Genomic DNA, 19163 nt, shown 5'->3' with positions numbered 1-19163 from the left:
TCACCCGACCGCCATCTGGGAGGTTCGTTGTGCCTCATCGTGCCCGAACAATCGCCGTCGCCGTCCTGGCGGCCGCCTCCACCGTCCTGGCAACCGCCGGCTGTAGCGGCGCCGGTGGCGGAGGTGACGCCGGCGGCGCAAAGACGATCAACGTCCTCATGGTCAACAACCCGCAGATGATGGACATCCAGAAGCTGACCGCGGACAACTTCACCAAGCGGACCGGCATCACGGTCAACTACACGGTGCTGCCGGAGAACGACGTCCGCGACAAGATCAGTCAGGAGTTCTCCAGCCAGGCCGGCCAGTACGACGTCGCCACCATCAGCAACTTCGAGGTGCCGTTCTACGCGAAGAACGGTTGGCTGACCCCGCTGGACGACCACGTCGCCAAGGACAGCGCGTTCAACCAGGCCGACATCCTGCCGCCGATGACCGCGTCGCTGACCGCGGCCGACGGCAAGCTGTACGCGGAGCCGTTCTACGGCGAGTCCTCCTTCCTCATGTATCGCAAGGACGTGTTCGCCGCCAAGGGCCTGACGATGCCCGAGAAGCCGACCTGGCAGCAGGTCGCGGACCTGGCCGCGAAGGCCGACGGGGCACAGCCCGGCATGAAGGGCATCTGCCTGCGTGGCCAGCCGGGTTGGGGCCAGCTCTTCGCGCCGCTGACCACGGTGGTGAACACCTTCGGCGGGACCTGGTTCACCAAGGACTGGCAGGCTCAGGTCAACTCCCCGGAGTTCACCCAGGCCACCAAGTTCTACGTGGACCTCGTGCGTAAGCACGGTGAGGCTGGCGCGCCGCAGGCCGGCTTCACCGAGTGCCTGAACAACTTCATCCAGGGCAAGGTCGCCATGTGGTACGACGCCACCTCCGCCGCCGGGTCCATCGAGGCCAGCTCCTCGCCGGTCGCCGGCAAGGCCGGGTACGCCCTGGCTCCGGTGAACCGGACAGCCAGCTCCGGCTGGCTCTACACCTGGGCCTGGGGCATCCAGAAGGCCAGCAAGAACGCGGACAACGCGTGGAAGTTCATCTCCTGGGCGTCCAGCTCCGAGTACGAGCAGTTGGTCGGCAGCCAGCTCGGCTGGGCCAAGGTGCCGGACGGCAAGCGGGCCTCGTTGTACGCCAACCCGCAGTACCAGCAGGCGGCGGCCGCCTTCTACAAGGTGACCGAGCAGGCCATCACCACCGCCGACCCGAGCAACCCGGGAGTGCAGCCGCGGCCGGCACCCGGCATCCAGTTCGTCGGCATCCCGGAGTTCACCGACCTCGGCACCCAGGTCTCCCAGGGCGTCAGCTCGGCGATCGCCGGCCGGACCTCCGTCGAACAGGCGCTCGCCGACGGGCAACGGCTCGCCGAGCAGGTCGCCGAGAAGTACCGCGGCAAGTAACCGTCGGGTGGTGCCGGTCCCGCCGTGCGGGACCGGCGCCACCGTAGAGGAGGAGGCAGCGATGAGCGCTGTTGACCTACGGGCCACGACCGCGACCGGGACCACAACGGCCCGCGGCTCGTCCGACGGGCGGCGGCAGTGGCGGCGGCAGCAGTGGATCCGTCGGGCACCACTGTTGCCGGCCCTGATCTTCACGATCGTGGTGACCCAGTTGCCGTTCGTGGCGACGCTGGTCATCTCGTTCCTGAACTGGAACTCGCTCTACCCCGACGAGCGGCGGTTCACCGGTCTGGACAACTACGCGGCGGTCGCCTCAGACCGGGTGCTGCGCAATTCGGTGGTGACCACCGTCCTGCTCACCGTCCTGGTAGTGATCATCAGCCTGCTGATCGGGTTGGGGCTGGCGCTGCTGCTCGATCGGTCCTTCCCGGGGCGCGGCATCGTGCGGACCCTGATGATCGCCCCGTTCCTGGTGGTACCGGTCGCCGCGGCACTGCTGTGGAAACACGCCCTCTACAACCCGGAGTACGGCCTGTTCAACGGGATGATCGCCGTCGTCGCGAACTGGTTCGGGGTGACCGCCCCGCAACCGGACTGGATCTCGAACTTCCCGCTGCCGGCGGTGGTCGCCTCGCTGGTCTGGCAGTGGACGCCGTTCATGATGCTGATCCTGCTGGCTGGCCTGCAGAGCCGTCCGCTGGACGCCCTCGAGGCGGCCCGGGTCGACGGAGCCGGGGCCTGGCAGGTGTTCCGCTACGTGACCCTGCCCCACCTGCGCCGCTACCTCGAACTGGGTGCGCTGCTCGGCTCGATCTACATCGTGCAGAACTTCGACGCCGTCTTCACCATCACCTCGGGTGGTCTCGGCACCGCCAACCTGCCGTACACCATCTACACCACCTTCTACCAGGCACACGACTACGGCCGCGCCTCGGCGGCCGGCGTGATCGTGGTGATCGGCTCGATGATCATCGCCACCTTCGCGCTGCGGGTGGTGCTGTCCATGTTCCGGGAGGAGACGAAGCGATGACTGCCCCTGCTGTCGCCAGGGCGAGGCCGCGCAGCCGCAGCGGCCCGCTGCTCGGCCTGCTCGCCTGGCTGCTCGGCCTGCTGTTCTTCGCGCCGGTCGGCTGGATGGTGCTGACCTCGTTGCACAGCGAGTCGGACGCCGCCCGCAACCCGCCGGCCTTCACCGCGCCGCTGACCCTCGACGGATACCGCGAGTTCTTCGGCGCCTCCAGCGGCGCGAGCCCGTGGCCGCCGATGCTCAACTCGGTCACCGCCAGCGTCATGTCGACCCTCATCGTGCTCGCGCTGGCCATCCCGGCGGCGTACGCGCTCGCCGTGAAACCCGTCCGCAAGTGGACGGACGTGCTGTTCTTCTTCCTGTCCACCAAGATGCTGCCGGTGGTCGCCGCGCTGCTGCCGATCTACCTGATCGCCCAGACCGTCGGTCTGCTGGACAACATCTGGTTGCTGGTCATCCTCTACACCTCGATGAACCTGCCGATCGCGGTCTGGATGATGCGGTCGTTCCTGGCGGAGGTGCCGGTCGAGATCCTGGAGGCCGCGGCGCTCGACGGCGCCCGGCTGCCGGCCATCCTGCGTCGGGTCATCCTGCCGGTCACCGCCCCCGGAATCGCCGCGACCGCCCTCATCTGCTTCATCTTCAGCTGGAACGAGATGCTGTTCGCCCGGGTGCTGACCGGCGTCGTGGCCGGCACCGCACCGGTCTTCCTCACCAGCTTCGTCACCAGCCAGGGCCTCTTCCTCGCCCAGGTGTGCGCCGCCGCGACCGTCATCTCGCTGCCGGTGCTCGCGGCCGGGTTCGCCGCTCAGGACAAACTCGTGCAGGGACTGTCGTTGGGAGCCGTCAAGTGAGAGCCGCTGTGATCACCGCGCCGGGCAAGGTCGAGGTCACCACCGTCGAGGATCCCACCCCGGGTCGCCGCGAGGTTGTCGTACGCGTCGCCGCCTGTGGCCTCTGCGGGACGGACCTGCACATCCTGCAGGGCGAGTTCGCGCCCACCCTGCCGGTCGTGCCCGGGCACGAGTTCGCCGGCGAGGTGGCGGCGGTCGGCGTCGACGTCACCGAACTGACGGTGGGCGACCGGGTCGCGGTCGACCCCTCCCTCTACTGCCACGAATGCCACTACTGCCGGCTCGGGCGGAGCAACCTCTGTGAGCGGTGGGCCGCGATCGGGGTGACCGTCGCCGGCGGCGCCGCCGAGTACGCCGTGGCGCCGGTCGCCAACTGCGTCCGGCTGCCCGAGCACGTCCGCACCGAGGACGCGGCCCTGATCGAGCCGCTGTCCTGCGCGGTGCGTGGCTACGACGTGCTGCGCTCCCAACTCGGCTCGCACGTGCTCATCTACGGGTCCGGCACGATGGGGCTGATGATGCTCGAACTCGCCAAGCGCACCGGTGCGGCCAGCGTGGACGTGGTGGACATCAACCCGGAGCGCCTCACCACCGCCCGTTCCCTCGGCGTCTCCCGTACCGCCGCCGGCCCGGACGAGCTCGACCAGCCGCGCGGCTGGGACCTCGTGGTCGACGCCACCGGTAACGTCGCCGCCATCCAGGACGGCCTCACCCGGGTCGGCAAGGGCGGCACGTTCCTCCAGTTCGGTGTCGCCGACTACGCCGCCCGCGCGGTCATCGAGCCGTACCGGATCTACAACCAGGAGATCACCATCACCGGGTCGATGGCCGTTCTGCACAGTTTCGAACGGGCCGCGGACCTGTTCGCGCAGGGCGTGCTCGACCCGGATGTGTTCATCAGCGACCGCCTGAGCCTGGAGCGCTACCCCGAGGCGCTGGACCGTTTCGCCGCCGGCTCCGGCCGTAAGATCCAGGTTCGCCCGTAGGCCCCCGGAGTCCGACGGCCGTCGATCCCGCTGCGCCGCCAACAGCGCAGCGGGATCGACGGATCACTGTCGAGTGGCGGCAACTCCGCACGACCACCGGGCCCGGTGTCAATCGACGTGGCCGGGTTGATCGCTGCTCGTGGCCATCTCCTGCCGGCCGGTCGACGACGGGTTCGCTGTGGCGCGCAGGGTGATCGACTCGTCGGTGTGGTCGACCGTGAAGAGCGTTCCCGCCGGGAAGGCCGCCAACGTCTCCGGCGGCAACTGGATCGTGCCGTCCCCGGCCACCACGGCGAAGTCCCGGCCGTCCCGGCCCTCGGCGCCCACCCGACCGTCGCGGATGGTGACCGCTCGGCCCAGCCGGGCACCGACGTCACCGTCGTGGGTCACCACGACCACCGTCGTCCCCCGCTCGGAGTTGATGGTGGCCAGCGCCGCGAGCACCTCGTCCCGGCCGGCCCCGTCGAGCTGGCTGGTCGGCTCGTCGACGAGGAGCAGCCCAGGCCCGGCGGCGAGCCCCTGCGCCAGTGCGGCCCGCTGACGCTGCCCCGGGGTCAGATCGCCGACGCGCCGCGCGCCGGCATCGGCGAGACCCACGAGGTCCAGGATCGCCTCCGGCGGGTCCAACCGGCGCCCAGCGAGGCGGGCCGCGGGTCGCTGGGCCAACCAGATGTTGCGCGACAGCGACACGTACGGCAGCAGGTTGCGTTCGGCGCCCTGCAACACCGTGCCCACCGTGGTCCCGCGCAGGGCGGCCAGGGCGGTCGTGGAGAGCCGGGACAGGTCGTGCTCGCCCACGTACACCCGCCCGGCGCTGGGCTGCATGAGCCCGCCGAGGATCGCCACCAGAGTGGACTTGCCGGAGCCGGACGGGCCGACCAGCGCCAGCATCTCGCCGGCGGAGATCTGCAGGTCCACGCCGGAGAGCGCGACCACGTCGCCGGTGCCGGTGGAGTAGATGTGGATCAGCCGGTGGCAGGTGACCGCTACGCCCCCTGCGGGCATCTCGGCGGTCATTGGCCGGTCCGGCGGCGAACCGAGGCGGCGACGATCCGGCCGAGCACCGCCGCGGTGACGGCGAAGAACGCCACCGTGGGCACCGTGAACAGCAGCAGCCGGCCGACGTCCGGCCAGTCGGGCAGCGGGACGGGCGATCGGCCGTCACTGAACAGGCGTTGCCCGTCCCGAGTGAGGAGCCAGATCACCAGGGTGGCGAGGCCACCCGACACGGTGGCGATGACGACCGGCCAGCCGTAGCCGCCACGGACGGCGCGCGGGGCCAGCCCCTGCCGCCGGAGCGCCACCAGCATCGCGACCCGGTTGCGCTGTTCGGCCGCTGCCATCGCGATGAGGCCGGCTGCCCCGATCAGGACCCCGGCCAGCGCGGCGAACAGGTTGAAGCGCAACGCCAAGGCCGCACCCTGCCGGTCGAAATCCTGTCGTACGCCGGCGATCGTCCGGTCGTCCTTGATGACCAGACCCTCCGCGCGAAGCCGGTCGAGGATGTCGGCGGGAGCCGTCGGGGCCAGCCAGACCTCCTCGACGCCGGTCTGGCCGGCGACGGCGAGCCGGTCGGCGTACTCCAGGTCAACGATCAGGCCGGATCCCCCGAGCCGGGGCAGCCGGTCCGCCAGGCCCTCGACCGACGCCTGCGTCGGCGACCCGTCGACCCCCTCGTACTGGTGAGGCCGGCCCAAGGGCGTCCCGTTCGACCGGGTCAGCCAACCGGGCAGCGGGAACGGCGAATCGACCACGCTGATGCCGGCCGGCCGCACTCGCCGGTTCTCCGCCAAGCCAAGGACCAGCGCCGCGTCCGGCCCGCTCGTGGCGTCGAGAAAGGTGTCATCCGGGTCGGTCAGCCGCCACCGATTCAGGTCGGCGAACTCCGCACCGGTCAGCAGAACCGTCTCGCCGTCGCCGTCGCCGCTGCGCAACTCCTCGAACCGGACCTTCAGTTGCCGGGATACCACCGGAGCGACGATCTCGACATTGACCAGGCGGCATTCCTGCACGCACTCGGGCACCTGTATGACGTAATCGCGGCGGCCGGGCTCGATGTCATCGCGAGCGACGACCACGCGGCTGCCGTTCCTGTTGGAGACCGTGACCGCGAGGCGGACCCGATTCCCGGCAAAGGCCGCCGCGTCGAGGTCGTTGGAGATCACCACGGTGAGCAGACGCCCTCGCAGGTGTAGCGGTGCTCCGGGTGGGTCCGGGCGGATCGTTCGCGCGATGTCCGCCAGATCCGCGCCATAGGAGGCATGCGGTACGGCCACCGTCGCCAGCCGGTCGGAGTCGACGGCGAGTACCGGTGTGCCGGCCTCGGAGGCCGCGTTCGTCACGACCGCGGCCATCGCGGAACGACCCGTGGGGTCGGCCGCCCGGACGGACGCCAACAGGTGCGACCGCGAGGATGCCTTGACCTCGACCACGCGGGGAGCCCCGACCTCGACGGTTGCCCGATCCGCGTAGGCGGCCGACGCGACCTCGCTCGTCGCGGCGGTGAAGGCGAGCATCGCGACAACGACCGTGAGCAGCGCCATCAGGGGCCGGAAGCGTGGTTGCCGCGCCACCTGCACGAGGGCGAGGCCGACGGTTGTCCGGCCTCGCGCCAGCAGCGCAGCGCCTACCGCCGCTCCGGCGATCATGGCGACCCGCGCCAGCAGGACGCCCGCGGCGAGCGCGCCCACAACCGGTGCCACCAGGGCCAGCCCGGTGGGCGATCCGCCGAGGCGCAACTGCACCACGGCGGCCACGGCGACGGCCACCGCGACGACGTCACCGACGCTTGCCCGCCACCCCCGCACCCGCGCCGGCACCCGGCGCAGCAGGTCGACGACCGGTGCGGACATGGTCCGCGCCTGAGCCAGCAGCACCGCGGCGAGCGCGCCAACGGCACCGACGGCGGCGTAGCCGACCGCGGTCGCGTCCAATGTGACGTCGGCCTGGGCGGGCAGGGTGTGCGTGGCGAGCAGTTTGGCAGCGGCCAGGCCGCCCAGGCAGCCCAGGGGGATCGCGACCAACACGGGTACGGCGTGCTCGCCGACCGCCAGGGCCCACCGTCGTCGGCGCTGCACCCCGCGCAGCAGGAGCAGGCCCTGTTCTGGTCGGCGCTCGTCGGCCGCCGAACTGATCGCCACGAACAGCACCAGCCAGCAGAGCAGGACGAGCAGCCCGGCACCCAGTGTCACGCCGGCGGCCAACTGCCCGCGCTGCAGGGTGACGCGATCAAGCAGGCTCGGCAGAGAGGTGCCGGCACCGAAGCCCTGCCGGCTCCCGTCGCGCGTCACCGTCGCGACGGTCGACCGCAGGTCCTGCACCGACCCCGTGACCACCAGTTGTCTGCTGACGAAGAGGTCGGCCGTCGATCGGTACAGGATGGCATTGTCGTCGGCCAGGGGCGAGGACTCCGCCGTGAAGATCGCGTCGAGGGCGCTGCCCACGGTCGACGTGGAGGCCGGGCCGGGTGCGGGTGGCCGTAGGTATTCCTCACCCAGCCAGAACGGGTCGGTCGCGTCGAGCGGCCGGTAGACGCCGGCCACCCGTACCGGAACGGCGCCGAAGGTGAACTGGCCGCCGGTGGCGACACCCAGATGTGCTGCGGTGTGCGTGCTGACCATCACCTCGGGGAGCTGGCCCCGCGAGGTGGACCGGGGGCACGCGCCGGCCACGGCGACCCGTTCGCAGACCCCCGCTCGGAAGATCAGGTTCGAGGTGACCGTCCCGGCCGGGCCGGTGGCGACGCCACCGCTCTGCGCACCGAGGACGACCTCGAACCCGGCTGGCGCGAGTCGCTCGACCTGAGCGCCGAACACGCTTCCGGCCGGGTCGCCCGGCATCCCCGGGTACTCCGTGGGGGCGACGAGCCGCAGCCGTAGCTCGTTCGGATCGGCTGTGGAGAGTTCGTACCTGGCGAGGGCCTGCCCGGCAGCGGCCACATAGCTGACCGCGGCTGCGGCGGCGGCACTGGCGAGCACCGCGAGCAGGAGCACCGCCAGGGCTTGTGCCCGGCGGGCCGCAAGTGCTCCCCCGATGACGGCCAGCATTGAGGCTCACGCTATCGAGCGGACGGCCTGCACACCGCCCCGCGGACGCGCATCGATACCGAGCGGTTACCTACCGCGATCTTCTCCACCGCGCACGACCTGCGCCCGCCCCTCGGCGAGGTGGAGTTCCGCTTCGCAGGAGGCGGCCACCTCCGCGTCGTGGGTGGCGAACACGACCGCCGCACCCCGCCGGGCCTCGTCGTGCAGCAGATCCAGCACCCGCTGTCGGTTGCCCGCGTCCAGCTCGCTGGTCACCTCGTCGGCCAGCAGCACGCCGCCGCGCAGCGCCAGGCCGCGGGCGATGGCCGTGCGCTGCTGCTGGCCGCCGGACAGCTCCTCGACCAACTGGTCGGCCTGCCCGGCGAGGCCCAGCTGGGCCAGCGTCGCGGCGGTCTGCCGGCGCGCCTCGGGCGGTGCCACGCCGCCGGCGACGAGGGCCACCTGCACGTTCTCGGCGGCGGTCAGGATCGGGGCCAGCCCGTTGTCCTGCGGGATGAGGACGATCCGGTGGTCCACCGCGTGGTCACGGTCGCGCAGTTGCTGCCCGTCGACGCTCACCGCGCCGTCGCGCGGCCGCAGCAGCCCCGCCATCGCGTTGAGCAGGGTGGTCTTGCCCGAGCCCGACGAGCCGGTCAACGCCAGCACCCGACCCGGGCGGACCGTCACCGAGACGTCCCGGAGGACGGCCGGCGCATCGCCGTACCCGAGAGACACCCCTTGGATGGTCAGCATGTGCAACCGCCCCCTCCGGTACCGGCGTCCGCAGAATGCCACGCCCGGTCGGGACCGCACAATCCTCATCGATCGTCGCGCCGCCATGTAGAAAACTTTCGATGTCACGGTTGACTTCGATGGTTTGTGACACAACAATCACCGTCAATATCGACGTACATCTCTTTTGTTCGACAGGCCGTGTGCTACCAGGGCCGGCCGGTGACGGCGGTGTCCGCCGTGCCGCTGGCCAACCGCGAACCCGACGGGGTGCGGGTCGCCGTGGTCGACGAAACCCCCACCGAGAGTGAGGTCACGATGAGACACGGTCGACGATGGGCCGGCGGCGCCGCCGCGGCCCTGCTGATGGTCACGGGCCTGATCGGGGCGGCGCCCAGCGCCGCCGCCGCGGCCGACGCCCCCGCGCTCACCGCCGCGGTGACCGCCAAACTGCTCAGCTCGGTCGAGCTGTCCACCGCTGGCGCGGAACGAGACACCCGGGTCACCGTCAGCCGCAGCAGCGGCCGGTGGGCGTTCGGCACCGCCGTCGCCCTCGCACCCCGACAGGAGGACGCCCACCCGACCGGCTCGATCTTCATCGCCCGGGCCGACCCGGCCGGGTGGCGGGTCGCCTTCGACGGTGAGGCCGCCTTCGGTGAACTGGCCGCCCAGTCGCCCCTGGTGACGGGTCCGGAGAGAAGCGCGCTCACCACCGCTCCGACCCCGATGTACGCGGGCGGCGACTACCGGACGGGGATGGCGCTGCCGTTCGCGGTGGGCCAGACGTGGACGCTCACCGGCGGCCCGCACGGCTGGGGTGGCAGCGCGCCGTACAGCTCGGTCGACCTGGCCGGCGGCGACCAGGTGGTCCGCGCGGCCCGGGCCGGCGCGGCGTACACGATGTGTCAGGGGTGGATCCGGGTCATCCACGACCGGGGCTACTCGACCGACTACTACCACCTGTGGAACAGCATCTCCGTCAACGGCGCCAGCGTCGGTCAGGGCGCCTTCCTGGGCAACACCGGCACTGACGTCACCTGCGGCGGATCCGCCACCGGCCGCCACGTCCACTTCGGCCTGCGGCAGAACAGCGCCTACGTGCCGATCGCCGGCCACGACATCGGCAAGTGGGTGCTGGCCAACGGCGCCGCCGCCTACCAGGGTGGGGCGCGACACGGGTCGGCCTGGGCCGGGGTCGGCTCCGGCCTCTACAACTACGGCGCACTCGGCCTCACCCAGGCGGTGGTCGACGCGAACGGCGGTGGGGCACTGACCCGTCGAGCCGGGCCGGGGACCGGTTACGGGGCGGTCGGCTCGCTGGCTGACGGTGTCACCGTCTCCGTCTCCTGCTCCGCCAACGGCACCTCCCACACCGGGCGGTACGGCACCACGGCGCTCTGGGACCGGTTGAGCGACGGCAGTTGGGTGTCCGACGCCTACCTCTGGACCGGTGTGAACGCTCCGATCAACGGCTGGTGCTGACGAGCTCGACCGCCGAGCCGGCGGGGCCGCCGGCCGCCCGACCCCCTTCGTCGCAAGGAGTGGCAATGACCGTACGAACCTCCCGCCGGGGCCGGCTCCTGCTCGGCGGCCTGCTCACCCTGACCACCGCCCTGGCCGGTCCCGTCGCGGCCATGTCACCGGCGGCTGCCGCCCCGACCGGTACGCCGGCGTCGGCCGGCCCGCTGGCCGCCGCGTTCGACACCGCCGCCGCCCGGTACGACGTCCCGCGCGACCTGCTGGTGGCGCTGGGGTACGCCGAGTCGCGCCTGGACATGCACTCCGGTGCGCCGAGCGCGGCCGGTGGCCACGGGCTCATGCACCTGGCGAGCAACACACAGGTGCACACCCTGGAGGAGGCGGCGACGCTCACCCGGCTCACCCGGGCAGCGCTGCGCGCCGAACCCGCCGCGAACGTCCTCGGGGCGGCCGCCGTGCTGCGCTCGTACGCCGACCAGGCCGGCCTCACCGCCGCTGCCCGCGACGACGTGAACGGCTGGTACGGACCGGTCGCCCGGTATGGCGGCGCCAGCGACGCGTCGGTGGCGCGGCTCTACGCGGACACCGTCTACGACCTGCTGCGCGTCGGGTTCACCTCGACGCGCGGCGAGGCGGTGGCCGGGCGGCCGGTCGCACCCCGGCGGGACGGCCTGGAGCGGGCCGGCGTGCTCGGCGGATTCGGCACCCTCAGCACCGACTACGGGCCGGCCGCGTGGGCACCGGCCAGCACGAGCAACTACACCGTGGCCAGTCGACCGGGCAGCCACCCGGTCACCCGCATCGTCATCCACATGACGCAGGGCTCCTACGCCGGCGCGGTCAGCTGGTTCCAGAACCCGGCCGCCCAGGCCAGCGCCCACTACACCTTCCGCTCCTCCGACGGCGCCGTCACCCAGTCGGTGCGGGAGAAGGACATCGCCTGGCACGCCGGCAACTGGACCTACAACACCCAGTCGATCGGCATCGAACACGAGGGGTACGTCGACAACCCCGCCTGGTTCACCGATGCGATGTACCGCGCCTCCGCGACGCTCACCCGTAGCCTCGCCACCAAGTACGGCATACCCAGGGACCGGGGGCACATCATCGCGCACGCCGAGGTGCCCGGCGCCACCCACACCGACCCGGGCCCGAACTGGAACTGGACCTACTACCTGCAACTGGTGAACGGAATCACCGGCATCGGCTCCGGCACGGTGAACACCGAGGCGTCCAGCCTCAACGTGCGTTCCGGCCCGGGCGCCAGCTATCCGGTCGTCGGCTCGGTCGCCGACGGCGCCACCGTCGCCATCTACTGCCAGGCCGTCGGCAGCACGGTCACCGGCCCGTACGGCACGACCTCCGTGTGGAACCGGATCGGCACCAACCGCTACGTCTCCGATGCCTACCTGCTGACCGGCTACGACGGATACATCCCGACCGTGCCGCGCTGCTGACGGCGCGGCACCCGTCAACCGAAGAGCAGGTCGAGGTGGGCATCCAACGCCGCCACGGCCTGCTCGGCGGTGTACTGCCCACCGAGCAGATAGACGCCCAACCCCTCCATCAGTGCCAGCAGGCCGGCCGCGGCGGCGTCGGCATTTCGGCGGGGCAGGATGCTGGCGATGAACTCGGTCAACTGCGCGGTGTCCTCGCGCAGGCTGGCCGCGGCGGCCGGTCGTACCGCGGTGTAGGCGAAGAACGCCAGCGCCACGCTCCCGTCGTCTCGGCTCCGCTCGTCGAGCGGCAGCAGCGCGGCGATCATCGTGCGCAGCAGCAGCCGAGGGGAGGGGTCCGCGCCCAGTCGCGCCATCGCCTCGGCGATCCGGATCTCACCGCGCTCGCGGACCACGGCCAACGCGAACGCCATCATCTCGTCCTTGGTGCGGAAGTAGTGCTGGACCATCCCGGCGGACACACCGGCCTCGGCAGCCACGTGACGGAGGCTGACGGCCTCCAGGCCCTGGTCCGCGGCGACCCGCATCAACGCGTCCGCGATGAGGGTGCGTCGCTCCTGGTGATCGACCTTCTTGGGCATGACCTCGATCGTTTCACAGTGGGTGGCCTGGAAGCCCCGCCGGCGGTCGGCGGCTAACGGCTGACGGTTCCGGTGGCGGGGGTGCCCCGCGCGCTGCGCAGGAGGCCGTCCGGATCGTCGGCGTACAACCGCAGCTCGTTCATCGGCTCGGACCCGACCTTCGGCAGGTCGAAGCTCGTCGGGTGGCGCAACAGGACGTCGATGCTCGTCTGGCTGCCGACCGAGATGGACACCACCCGGCGGTCCCCCTCCTGCTCGACCTGCACCGACTTGCTGGACGGCAGCGAGCGGTAACGCTTGCGCAGGGCCTCGATGTCCGTCCACGGGATCCAGATGTCGATGCCGGAATTCAGCCGCACCCGCAGGCCCGTGTCACCCACCACGTGGGGGTTGATCGTCATGCTCGCGAAGAGGCCGACCATCCAGAGCAGACCCCAGACGCCGAGCGCGAGCACGATCCAGCGGGCCGGCCCCCACGGCACCACGTTGGTGACGATGAGGTCGAAGATCGGAATCTCCACGATCGACAGGCCGATGAAGATGCCGAGAATCGGCTTGACCACGTCCAGGTAGCCGAACGGCTCGTCACCCGGCGCCAGCGGCAGCGGCCTGCGCCGCGCCCACAGGTACAGGTTGCGCCACATGGCGGCTTCCAGCTTGGCCACCCGGCGCAACAGCGGGCCCACCTTCGCCCTGGTGGGGGTCTTCATGTCGGTCATGTCGTCCTCGCGATGGTGGTCGGGCGGTCAGTGGACGGTGACGGTGCCGGCGCCGCCGTCCACGGTGACGAGCTGACCGGTGGAGATCGTCCGGGTGGCGTCGGGCACGCAGATGACGGCGGGGATGCCGTACTCCCGGGCCACTGTGGGGCCGTGCGCCATGATCGCGCCGGTCTCGGTGATCAGCGCCGAGGCGGTGAGGAACAGCGGGGTCCAGCCGGGGTCGGTGGTCGCGGCGACCAGGACGTCGCCGGGCTCGATGTGCGCGGTGGCCGGGTCGTGGACGACCCGGGCTGGGCCGGTCACCCGGCCCGCCGACGCGCCCACGCCGGTGAGTGTGCCGTCCACGGCGGGCGCCGCCGGCAGTACGGCCTCGACGTCGGTGCCGTCGGACAGCAACGCCACCGGCACCGCCCTGCGGCGTGACTCCCTGCGGTGCACCGCCCTGCGGGAGGCGACCGTCGCCCGGTGATCGCTGCCGTCGTGCACCGCGGCGTGCACCTCGTCGAGGATCAGGAACATGATGTCGTCGGGCTGCTCCAGCAGCCCGGCGCCGTGCAGGTCGACGCCGATGAGCAGCAGTTGCCGGCGCGTCTCCCGTAGCGGGTACAGCCCGGCGAACTTGCCGGCCTCGCGCAGGCCGGCCAACGAACGGGCCCGGCGCAGCAGGAACCCGGCGATCGTGCCGCGTACCGGCCGCCGACGGCGGGCACGCCTGACCAGTTCCTGAAGCGCGGCCTCGGCCTCTGCGGCGGCCCGCTGGAAGCGCTGGTCCGGCCCCTGCCGCGGATCGGTGACCCGCAGGTAGTTGGCGATCGCCGCGAAGACCGGTGCCGGATCCTCCGCCCAGCGCGGCACCCCGAGGTCGACCTCGGCAACGCCGCGATGGCCGTAGGCGTCCAGGAAGCCGGCCATCCCGACGTCGGGCAGCGTCCCGCGCAGATACCGCGCGGCCAACTCGTCCGGCGGGGTGTCGAGCAGGAGCCGGCGGTGTTCGCCGGCGCCCTGGGCGAGCCGCCAGAGCGCCAGATCCATCTCGATGGTGACGTTGTGCGGCATCCCGCCCAGCACGGTGTGGATCTCGTCGGAGCTCGCGACGCCCTTGAGCAACGACGCCGGCAACGCGGCGGCGAGCATGCCGGTGACGATCGGCCACATGATCGCGTCGGCGCTGTCGCCGGAGTCCCGCGACTCCACGAAGCGGAGCCGGTCGGCGGCGGTCCGCAGGTCGGCGGGGGCCGCCGACCGTACTCTCATCTGCTCGATCGCCCGGAACATCCGGACCCGCGCCGCGTCGGGACGGGCCAGCGCGCGCAGGATCCCCGCCACCGCGCGGCCGGCGGTCCGCAGGGACGCCGCCCCCTGTGCCGCGCCGCGCTCGGTGCTGGCCGTGGTCACGGCGAACCGTGGATCCGTCAGGACGTGCTGCATCACCGCCTGCGCCCGTGGGCCGAAGTCGACCGCCAGGAGCTTGACCAGCCGCTTGCGGGACGACCTGCTCCGAGCCAGGTCGGTCAGGTCACCGTAGAGGCGACCGCCGATGTCGACGACCTCGACCCGGACGCCGAGAGCGGCGAGCATCGCCGCGATCTGCGACCGCAGGGTCGACATGCCCATCGGGGTGACCGGTTGCAGCATGCCCTGAACGTGGCCGAACTCCAGGTAGACGCGGGGGAGGGGCTTCCCGGTCTCCGGCGGGAGGGGAAACAGGCTGGTGATCGGCCGCGACTGCAGCAACCACAGCACGCCGTCGCCGTCGATCGCCCACTCCACGTCCTGCGGGGAGCCGAAGTGACCCCGCAGCCGCTCACCTGTGGCCCGCAGCTCCGCCAGGTGCGCGGACGTCAGGCACCCAGCCTCGTCTCGGGTGACGCCGTCGAGCACGTAGTGGTCCACGGTCGCCGCGCCGTCCACCACCGTCGTGCCGAGGCCCGGCGCGGCGTCGACCGCCATCTCGTCGCGGCGACCGGTCAGCGGGTTCGCGGTGAACAGCACCCCCGCCACCGCAGGGGCAACCATGCGTTGCACGACGACGGCCATCCGCACCGCCTGATGATCGATTTCGCGGGCGTCGCGGTAGGCGACGGCGCGATCGGTGTGCAGCGAGTCCCAGCATTTCCTGATCGCGGCGATCAGCTCGGCGGTGCCCGTGACGTTCAGGACGGTGTCCGACTGCCCGGCGAAACTCGCGTCCGGTAGGTCCTCGGCGGTGGCGCTGGAGCGCACCGCCACCGCGCCCGCACCGAGCCGTTCGTACGCGGCGACGATCTCCGCCTGCGGGATGACGCCGAGCTGGTGCGCCTCGGTGGTGACGCAGAATCCCTCGGGGACGCGCTCGCCTCGCCGGATCAGCTCGCCCAGCCCGGCCGCCTTTCCGCCGACCAGGTCGACCATGGCGGCAGTCGCCTCGGACAACGCGATGACGTGCATGGGGGCCTTCTCTCTATGCAATGCAACTGCATTGCATCCCAAGGTACCCACTTGGCGATACGACTGCAATGTAACGGCCGGGCGTGGCGGTGCGACCCGGGGTCGGGGCGTTGTCGGCGTCTGCCATGCTCGGGACGGTGACGACCGGCCGCCCCACCAGAGTTCGCACCCACCGTCGCGTCCGCAGCCGCACCGCCCGGGTTCTCCTCGCGCTCGTCGCGGTCGTGGCTGTCCTCGGCGTCGCCTTCGTCGTCGTGCCGATGTTGCGGCCGCCCGGTCCACGACCGCTCTTCCAGCTCCCGGTCGCCTGCGGTGAGACGTGGCAGCTCAGCACCTACCCCGGCCATGACGACTACGACGTCGACCTGTTTCCGACCGAGGGCGAGGCGTGGGGGCGGCCGGTGCTCGCGTCGTACGCCGGCACCGTCACCGTGGCGGGCGTCAACGGGTCGGTGGGCGGGCGGAACCCGGAGAATCCGGAGGGTCCGCGCGGTCGCGGCGGCGGCTACTGGGTGAAGATCGATCACGGTGGCAAATGGGAGACGCAGTACCTGCACCTGCTCGAACCGCCGTCGGTCCGGGTCGGTCAGCGGGTCGCCCAGGGCGAGCAGATCGGGCGGCTCGGCAGCACCGGCAACTCCGGCGCCCCACACCTGCACTATGAGCAGCGCCGAGGCTGGGAGAAGGTCGAGACCCACTTCGACGGGGAGCCGTCGGGCATCACCACCGACGAACGCGAACTCATCCTCAAGCGCAAGAGCAACAACTGCGTCTCCGGGTGACCGCGCCCGCCGCCCACCGTCTCCTGAGGACGACATCGGGCACGTTTGCCCGACGCGGCTCGGGGCACTGTGTCTGGCGAACAGTCCAGACGCAGGGAGGAGCCGGCCGTGGCCAAGGGTGACGTCGAGACGTACCAAGAGGACGGGCAGTGGAAGAACCGCCCGGAGGGCAACGAGCGAGCCAGCAGCACGCATGAGGGCAAGGCCGACGCGCAGACCCAGGGTCGCGAGATGGCGGCCGACCGTGGTGTCGAGCACGTGATCAAGAAGCAGGACGGCACGATCGGGGAGAAGAACACCTACCCGCGCAGCCGCGACCCGCGAGACATCCCGGGCTGACATCCTCCGTATCCTGCGGGCTGACCTCCTCGGCGCGACCGAGGAGGTCAGCCTGTGGCACCGCCGTCGGGAGCTGAGGCGGCCCGATCAGGCCGGCACCACGTACGGGAACGCGTCGGCGCGCGCGCCTTTGGTCCCGTCCGGGGTGAGGCCGGAGGTCATGCCGGTGTTCAGCACCAGGGAGAACATCACCTCGGGTGCGTTGTCGGCCATGGTGCGTCCGTTGCGGACGGCGAAACCGTAGTTGGCCGGCGTGCCGACCTGGTACGACAGCACGTCGGGATAGAGCTGCCGCGCCACGCTCCAGCCGTACGCCTGCGGATCCGGCGCCGTACCGTTCGCCGCCACGACCCCCGCGACCGCAGAGGCGATCTCCTCGCCGTCCTCCTTGAGATCGTCGCCGGGGTGCCGCGTGTTGGCCGGGTTGGTGAAGTCGGTGTCGGTGGGCCAGAAGGTCGGCCACATCATGGGGTGGCCGGCGCGGTTGATCTGGCGCCACCCGCCCGCGTCGGTGGCCAGCAGGGTGCGGCACCAGACGCCGATCTCGGTGCCGTCACGCAGCATCGGCTCGTCATGGGACACCTCGAGGACGATCGACTCGACCGTGGTGCCGGCGAAGCTGTTCGTGGCCTTGTCGGCCCGCCACGCCGAGCGGTCCAGCTTCGCGCCGTTCTTGATCGCGGCGTTGACGGTCGCGAGCTGGCCGAGGTCGATGTAGAACGGGTCGGTGATCCGCCCGGCCCAGACCCGGACGTTGCGGCCGCTGGACACCTCGCCGCTGTGGCCCTGGACGATGGGAGTGCCCATCGCGCCGTCGTCGCGGGCATCGGCTCCGGTGAGTTCGTACAACTCCAGCGTCTGCCTGCCGTCGCCGTCCGGCTCACCGAAGGCGAGTCGGTAGGCCAGTCCCTCCACCTCCGCGCCGTTGAAGTGAATCTTGAACTCGTAGCGCGCCTCGGCGTGGAAGCCGCGCTTGATGTCGGCCTTTGTCACCGAACTGTTGACGTCCATGACGAACACCGTGGCGCGGTCGCCGTTGAAGACGTACAGGTCGTTGAGGAAGAGCTGACCGCTCTGGGCGGCGAGGGGGGTGTCAAGGTGGTGCGACATGGACTCACTCCCGGTGATGCCGGACTTATAGGACTAACCCGAACATAGCGGCGAGCCTCGCACCCCTCGCGTCATCAGCCGAATCCGTGGTCCTGCTGGTCCGGGAACCGGAGGGTCGCCGAGAGGTCCGTCCGTTGGGGGAGGGCGATGATGGCCGAGCGGAGACGGTCGAGGGCTTCGGCGCGGGCCCCGGCCAGCGACGGTTCCTTCGTCAGCCGTGCCGGGCGTACCTCGACATGCCGGGGCATCTGGGTGAAGGCCGTGGTGATGGCGTCGAGGATCGCCGGGTGGCTGCCCCAGGGGCCGCCGATGAGGACCAGTCGCGGGTCGGTGAGCGCGACGATGGCGGCGAGCACGCCGCTGACGGCCCGCCCCAGCGCCTGCCGGTTGACTGCGGCGAGCTGACGGACGCGATCGATGTCGATGGCCGTCGTGCCGGCGCGTCGAAGGTCGAGGTCGGCGAACACGTCGATGAACCGGGTCGCCTGACCGTGGGGGCCGGTGGTCAGCAGGTGCGCGATCTCGCCGGCGACTCCGGAGTGGCCGCGGCGTACCTCGCCGTCGCTGACGATCGCGCATCCCAGTCCTTCGCCGAGGAACACGTAGGCGAAGTCGCCCAGGCCCGTCGGATCGGTGTCGCGCTCGGCCTGCGCCGCCCAGTTGACGTCGTTGTCGACGATGACCGGGCCGGCGACCTGTGGCGTCAGCACCTCGACCGGGTCGAGCTCGCCGAGCAGGAACGGCGCGTCGGGCAGTCGGACCAGGCGACCACTGGCGCGTTCCACCGGGTCGGCGGCGCTGACGACCGCCAGCCGGATGGCCTCTCCGGTGCCCTCGTGCGCCTGCGCGGCGGCGGTGCGCAGGGCGTCGGCCACCTGCTCGGCTCGGGCTGGCCGACTGATGTCGTGCCGGGTCCGCCCGAGGACGTCGCCGTGTGCGCCGACCCGCTCGACCACCACGCCGTCGGGAGCGATGCTGATGGCCAAGGCGGTGCCGACGGTGTCGGCGAGGGCGTAGTACGAGCCGACGCGACCCCGGCCGCGCCCGCCGGGCGTCCGTTCCCCGGTGTCCACGACCAGGCCGGCCTCGGTCAGCCGGCGCACGCTCTCGCCCACGGTGGGCTTGGACAGGCCACTGCGGGCCGCCAGGTCGGCGCGGGTCAGCCGCCGCGCCCGCATCAACTCCCGCAGCACGTGCTCGTCGGTCAGGGTGCGCAGCAGCTCCAGCGAGGGCTTGGCGATGGTCACCCCA

At 71.5% G+C, this 19163-nt stretch carries 16 protein-coding genes; 8 read left to right on the top strand and 8 right to left on the bottom strand.

The genetic code is table 11. From position 1 onward, the window contains the following. Positions 1–29: 29 nt before the first annotated feature. From OG990_RS19930 to OG990_RS19915, 4 genes are all read left to right on the top strand, one after another. Positions 30–1391 carry a sugar ABC transporter substrate-binding protein gene (locus tag OG990_RS19930; protein WP_328425400.1) on the top strand — a complete coding sequence of 454 codons (1362 nt, stop codon included), beginning with the start codon at positions 30–32 and terminating at the stop codon, positions 1389–1391. Between the two features lie 61 nt (positions 1392–1452). Further along, entirely contained in the window at positions 1453–2421 is a 969-nt protein-coding gene (locus OG990_RS19925; protein ID WP_386988851.1) for a carbohydrate ABC transporter permease, read from the top strand. Beyond that, complete coding sequence (locus tag OG990_RS19920) at positions 2418–3272, top strand: carbohydrate ABC transporter permease (RefSeq protein ID WP_406076690.1); 855 nt, start codon at positions 2418–2420, stop codon at positions 3270–3272. The genes OG990_RS19925 and OG990_RS19920 overlap by 4 nt, the downstream gene beginning before the upstream one ends. After that, positions 3269–4258: a zinc-dependent alcohol dehydrogenase family protein gene (locus OG990_RS19915; protein WP_406076689.1), complete on the top strand. Its 990-nt coding sequence runs from the start codon at positions 3269–3271 to the stop codon at positions 4256–4258. Before OG990_RS19920 ends, OG990_RS19915 begins: the two co-directional genes overlap by 4 nt. A gap of 108 nt (positions 4259–4366) precedes the next feature. On the opposite strand, the gene OG990_RS19910 is transcribed toward OG990_RS19915, so the two are convergent. The 3 genes from OG990_RS19910 to OG990_RS19900 form a co-directional block, all read right to left on the bottom strand. Continuing rightward, positions 4367–5275 carry an ABC transporter ATP-binding protein gene (locus OG990_RS19910; RefSeq protein ID WP_406076687.1) on the bottom strand — a complete coding sequence of 303 codons (909 nt, stop codon included), beginning with the start codon at positions 5273–5275 and terminating at the stop codon, positions 4367–4369. Then, a complete protein-coding gene (locus tag OG990_RS19905) occupies positions 5272–8304 on the bottom strand; it encodes an FtsX-like permease family protein (protein WP_406076685.1) in 3033 nt (1010 codons plus the stop codon). Before OG990_RS19905 ends, OG990_RS19910 begins: the two co-directional genes overlap by 4 nt. Positions 8305–8370: 66 nt before the next feature. Continuing rightward, positions 8371–9036, bottom strand: coding sequence for an ABC transporter ATP-binding protein (locus OG990_RS19900; protein WP_406076684.1), 666 nt, complete (start codon positions 9034–9036; stop codon positions 8371–8373). Positions 9037–9237: 201 nt separating this feature from the next. On the opposite strand from OG990_RS19900, the gene OG990_RS19895 reads away from it, so the two are divergent. Both OG990_RS19895 and OG990_RS19890 read left to right on the top strand, forming a co-directional pair. Then, positions 9238–10497, top strand: a complete 1260-nt coding sequence (locus OG990_RS19895; protein ID WP_406076683.1) for a peptidoglycan DD-metalloendopeptidase family protein — start codon at positions 9238–9240, stop codon at positions 10495–10497. Positions 10498–10562: 65 nt separating this feature from the next. Then, positions 10563–11951 carry an N-acetylmuramoyl-L-alanine amidase gene (locus OG990_RS19890; protein WP_406076681.1) on the top strand — a complete coding sequence of 463 codons (1389 nt, stop codon included), beginning with the start codon at positions 10563–10565 and terminating at the stop codon, positions 11949–11951. Positions 11952–11965: 14 nt separating this feature from the next. Here the strand turns inward: OG990_RS19890 and OG990_RS19885 are convergent, their stop codons facing one another. Genes OG990_RS19885 through OG990_RS19875 form a run of 3 tightly spaced genes read right to left on the bottom strand, consistent with a single transcriptional unit; the run spans position 11966 to position 15681 of the window. Continuing rightward, on the bottom strand, positions 11966–12532 hold the full coding sequence (locus tag OG990_RS19885) for a TetR family transcriptional regulator C-terminal domain-containing protein (RefSeq protein WP_328425418.1): 567 nt from the start codon (positions 12530–12532) through the stop codon (positions 11966–11968). A gap of 53 nt (positions 12533–12585) precedes the next feature. Continuing rightward, positions 12586–13251: a hypothetical protein gene (locus tag OG990_RS19880; protein ID WP_406076679.1), complete on the bottom strand. Its 666-nt coding sequence runs from the start codon at positions 13249–13251 to the stop codon at positions 12586–12588. Between the two features lie 27 nt (positions 13252–13278). Beyond that, complete coding sequence (locus OG990_RS19875) at positions 13279–15681, bottom strand: PEP/pyruvate-binding domain-containing protein (protein WP_406076677.1); 2403 nt, start codon at positions 15679–15681, stop codon at positions 13279–13281. Between the two features lie 125 nt (positions 15682–15806). On the opposite strand from OG990_RS19875, the gene OG990_RS19870 reads away from it, so the two are divergent. Together OG990_RS19870 and OG990_RS19865 are read left to right on the top strand one after the other, a co-directional pair. After that, positions 15807–16463, top strand: a complete 657-nt coding sequence (locus OG990_RS19870; RefSeq protein ID WP_355612366.1) for a M23 family metallopeptidase — start codon at positions 15807–15809, stop codon at positions 16461–16463. A gap of 108 nt (positions 16464–16571) precedes the next feature. Beyond that, positions 16572–16802, top strand: a complete 231-nt coding sequence (locus OG990_RS19865; RefSeq protein WP_328425424.1) for a DUF2188 domain-containing protein — start codon at positions 16572–16574, stop codon at positions 16800–16802. Positions 16803–16889: 87 nt separating this feature from the next. On the opposite strand, the gene OG990_RS19860 is transcribed toward OG990_RS19865, so the two are convergent. Both OG990_RS19860 and OG990_RS19855 read right to left on the bottom strand, forming a co-directional pair. Then, complete coding sequence (locus OG990_RS19860; protein ID WP_406076675.1) at positions 16890–17912, bottom strand: DUF4331 family protein; 1023 nt, start codon at positions 17910–17912, stop codon at positions 16890–16892. 74 nt (positions 17913–17986) lie between these two features. Beyond that, on the bottom strand, positions 17987–19159 hold the full coding sequence (locus OG990_RS19855) for an ROK family transcriptional regulator (protein WP_406076673.1): 1173 nt from the start codon (positions 19157–19159) through the stop codon (positions 17987–17989). Between the last annotated feature and the right edge of the window lie 4 nt (positions 19160–19163).

Origin of the sequence: Micromonospora sp. NBC_00858, from assembly GCF_045207365.1 — a bacterium.
Lineage (GTDB): Bacteria > Actinomycetota > Actinomycetes > Mycobacteriales > Micromonosporaceae > Micromonospora.
This window is presented reverse-complemented; position numbering and strand designations above follow the sequence as displayed.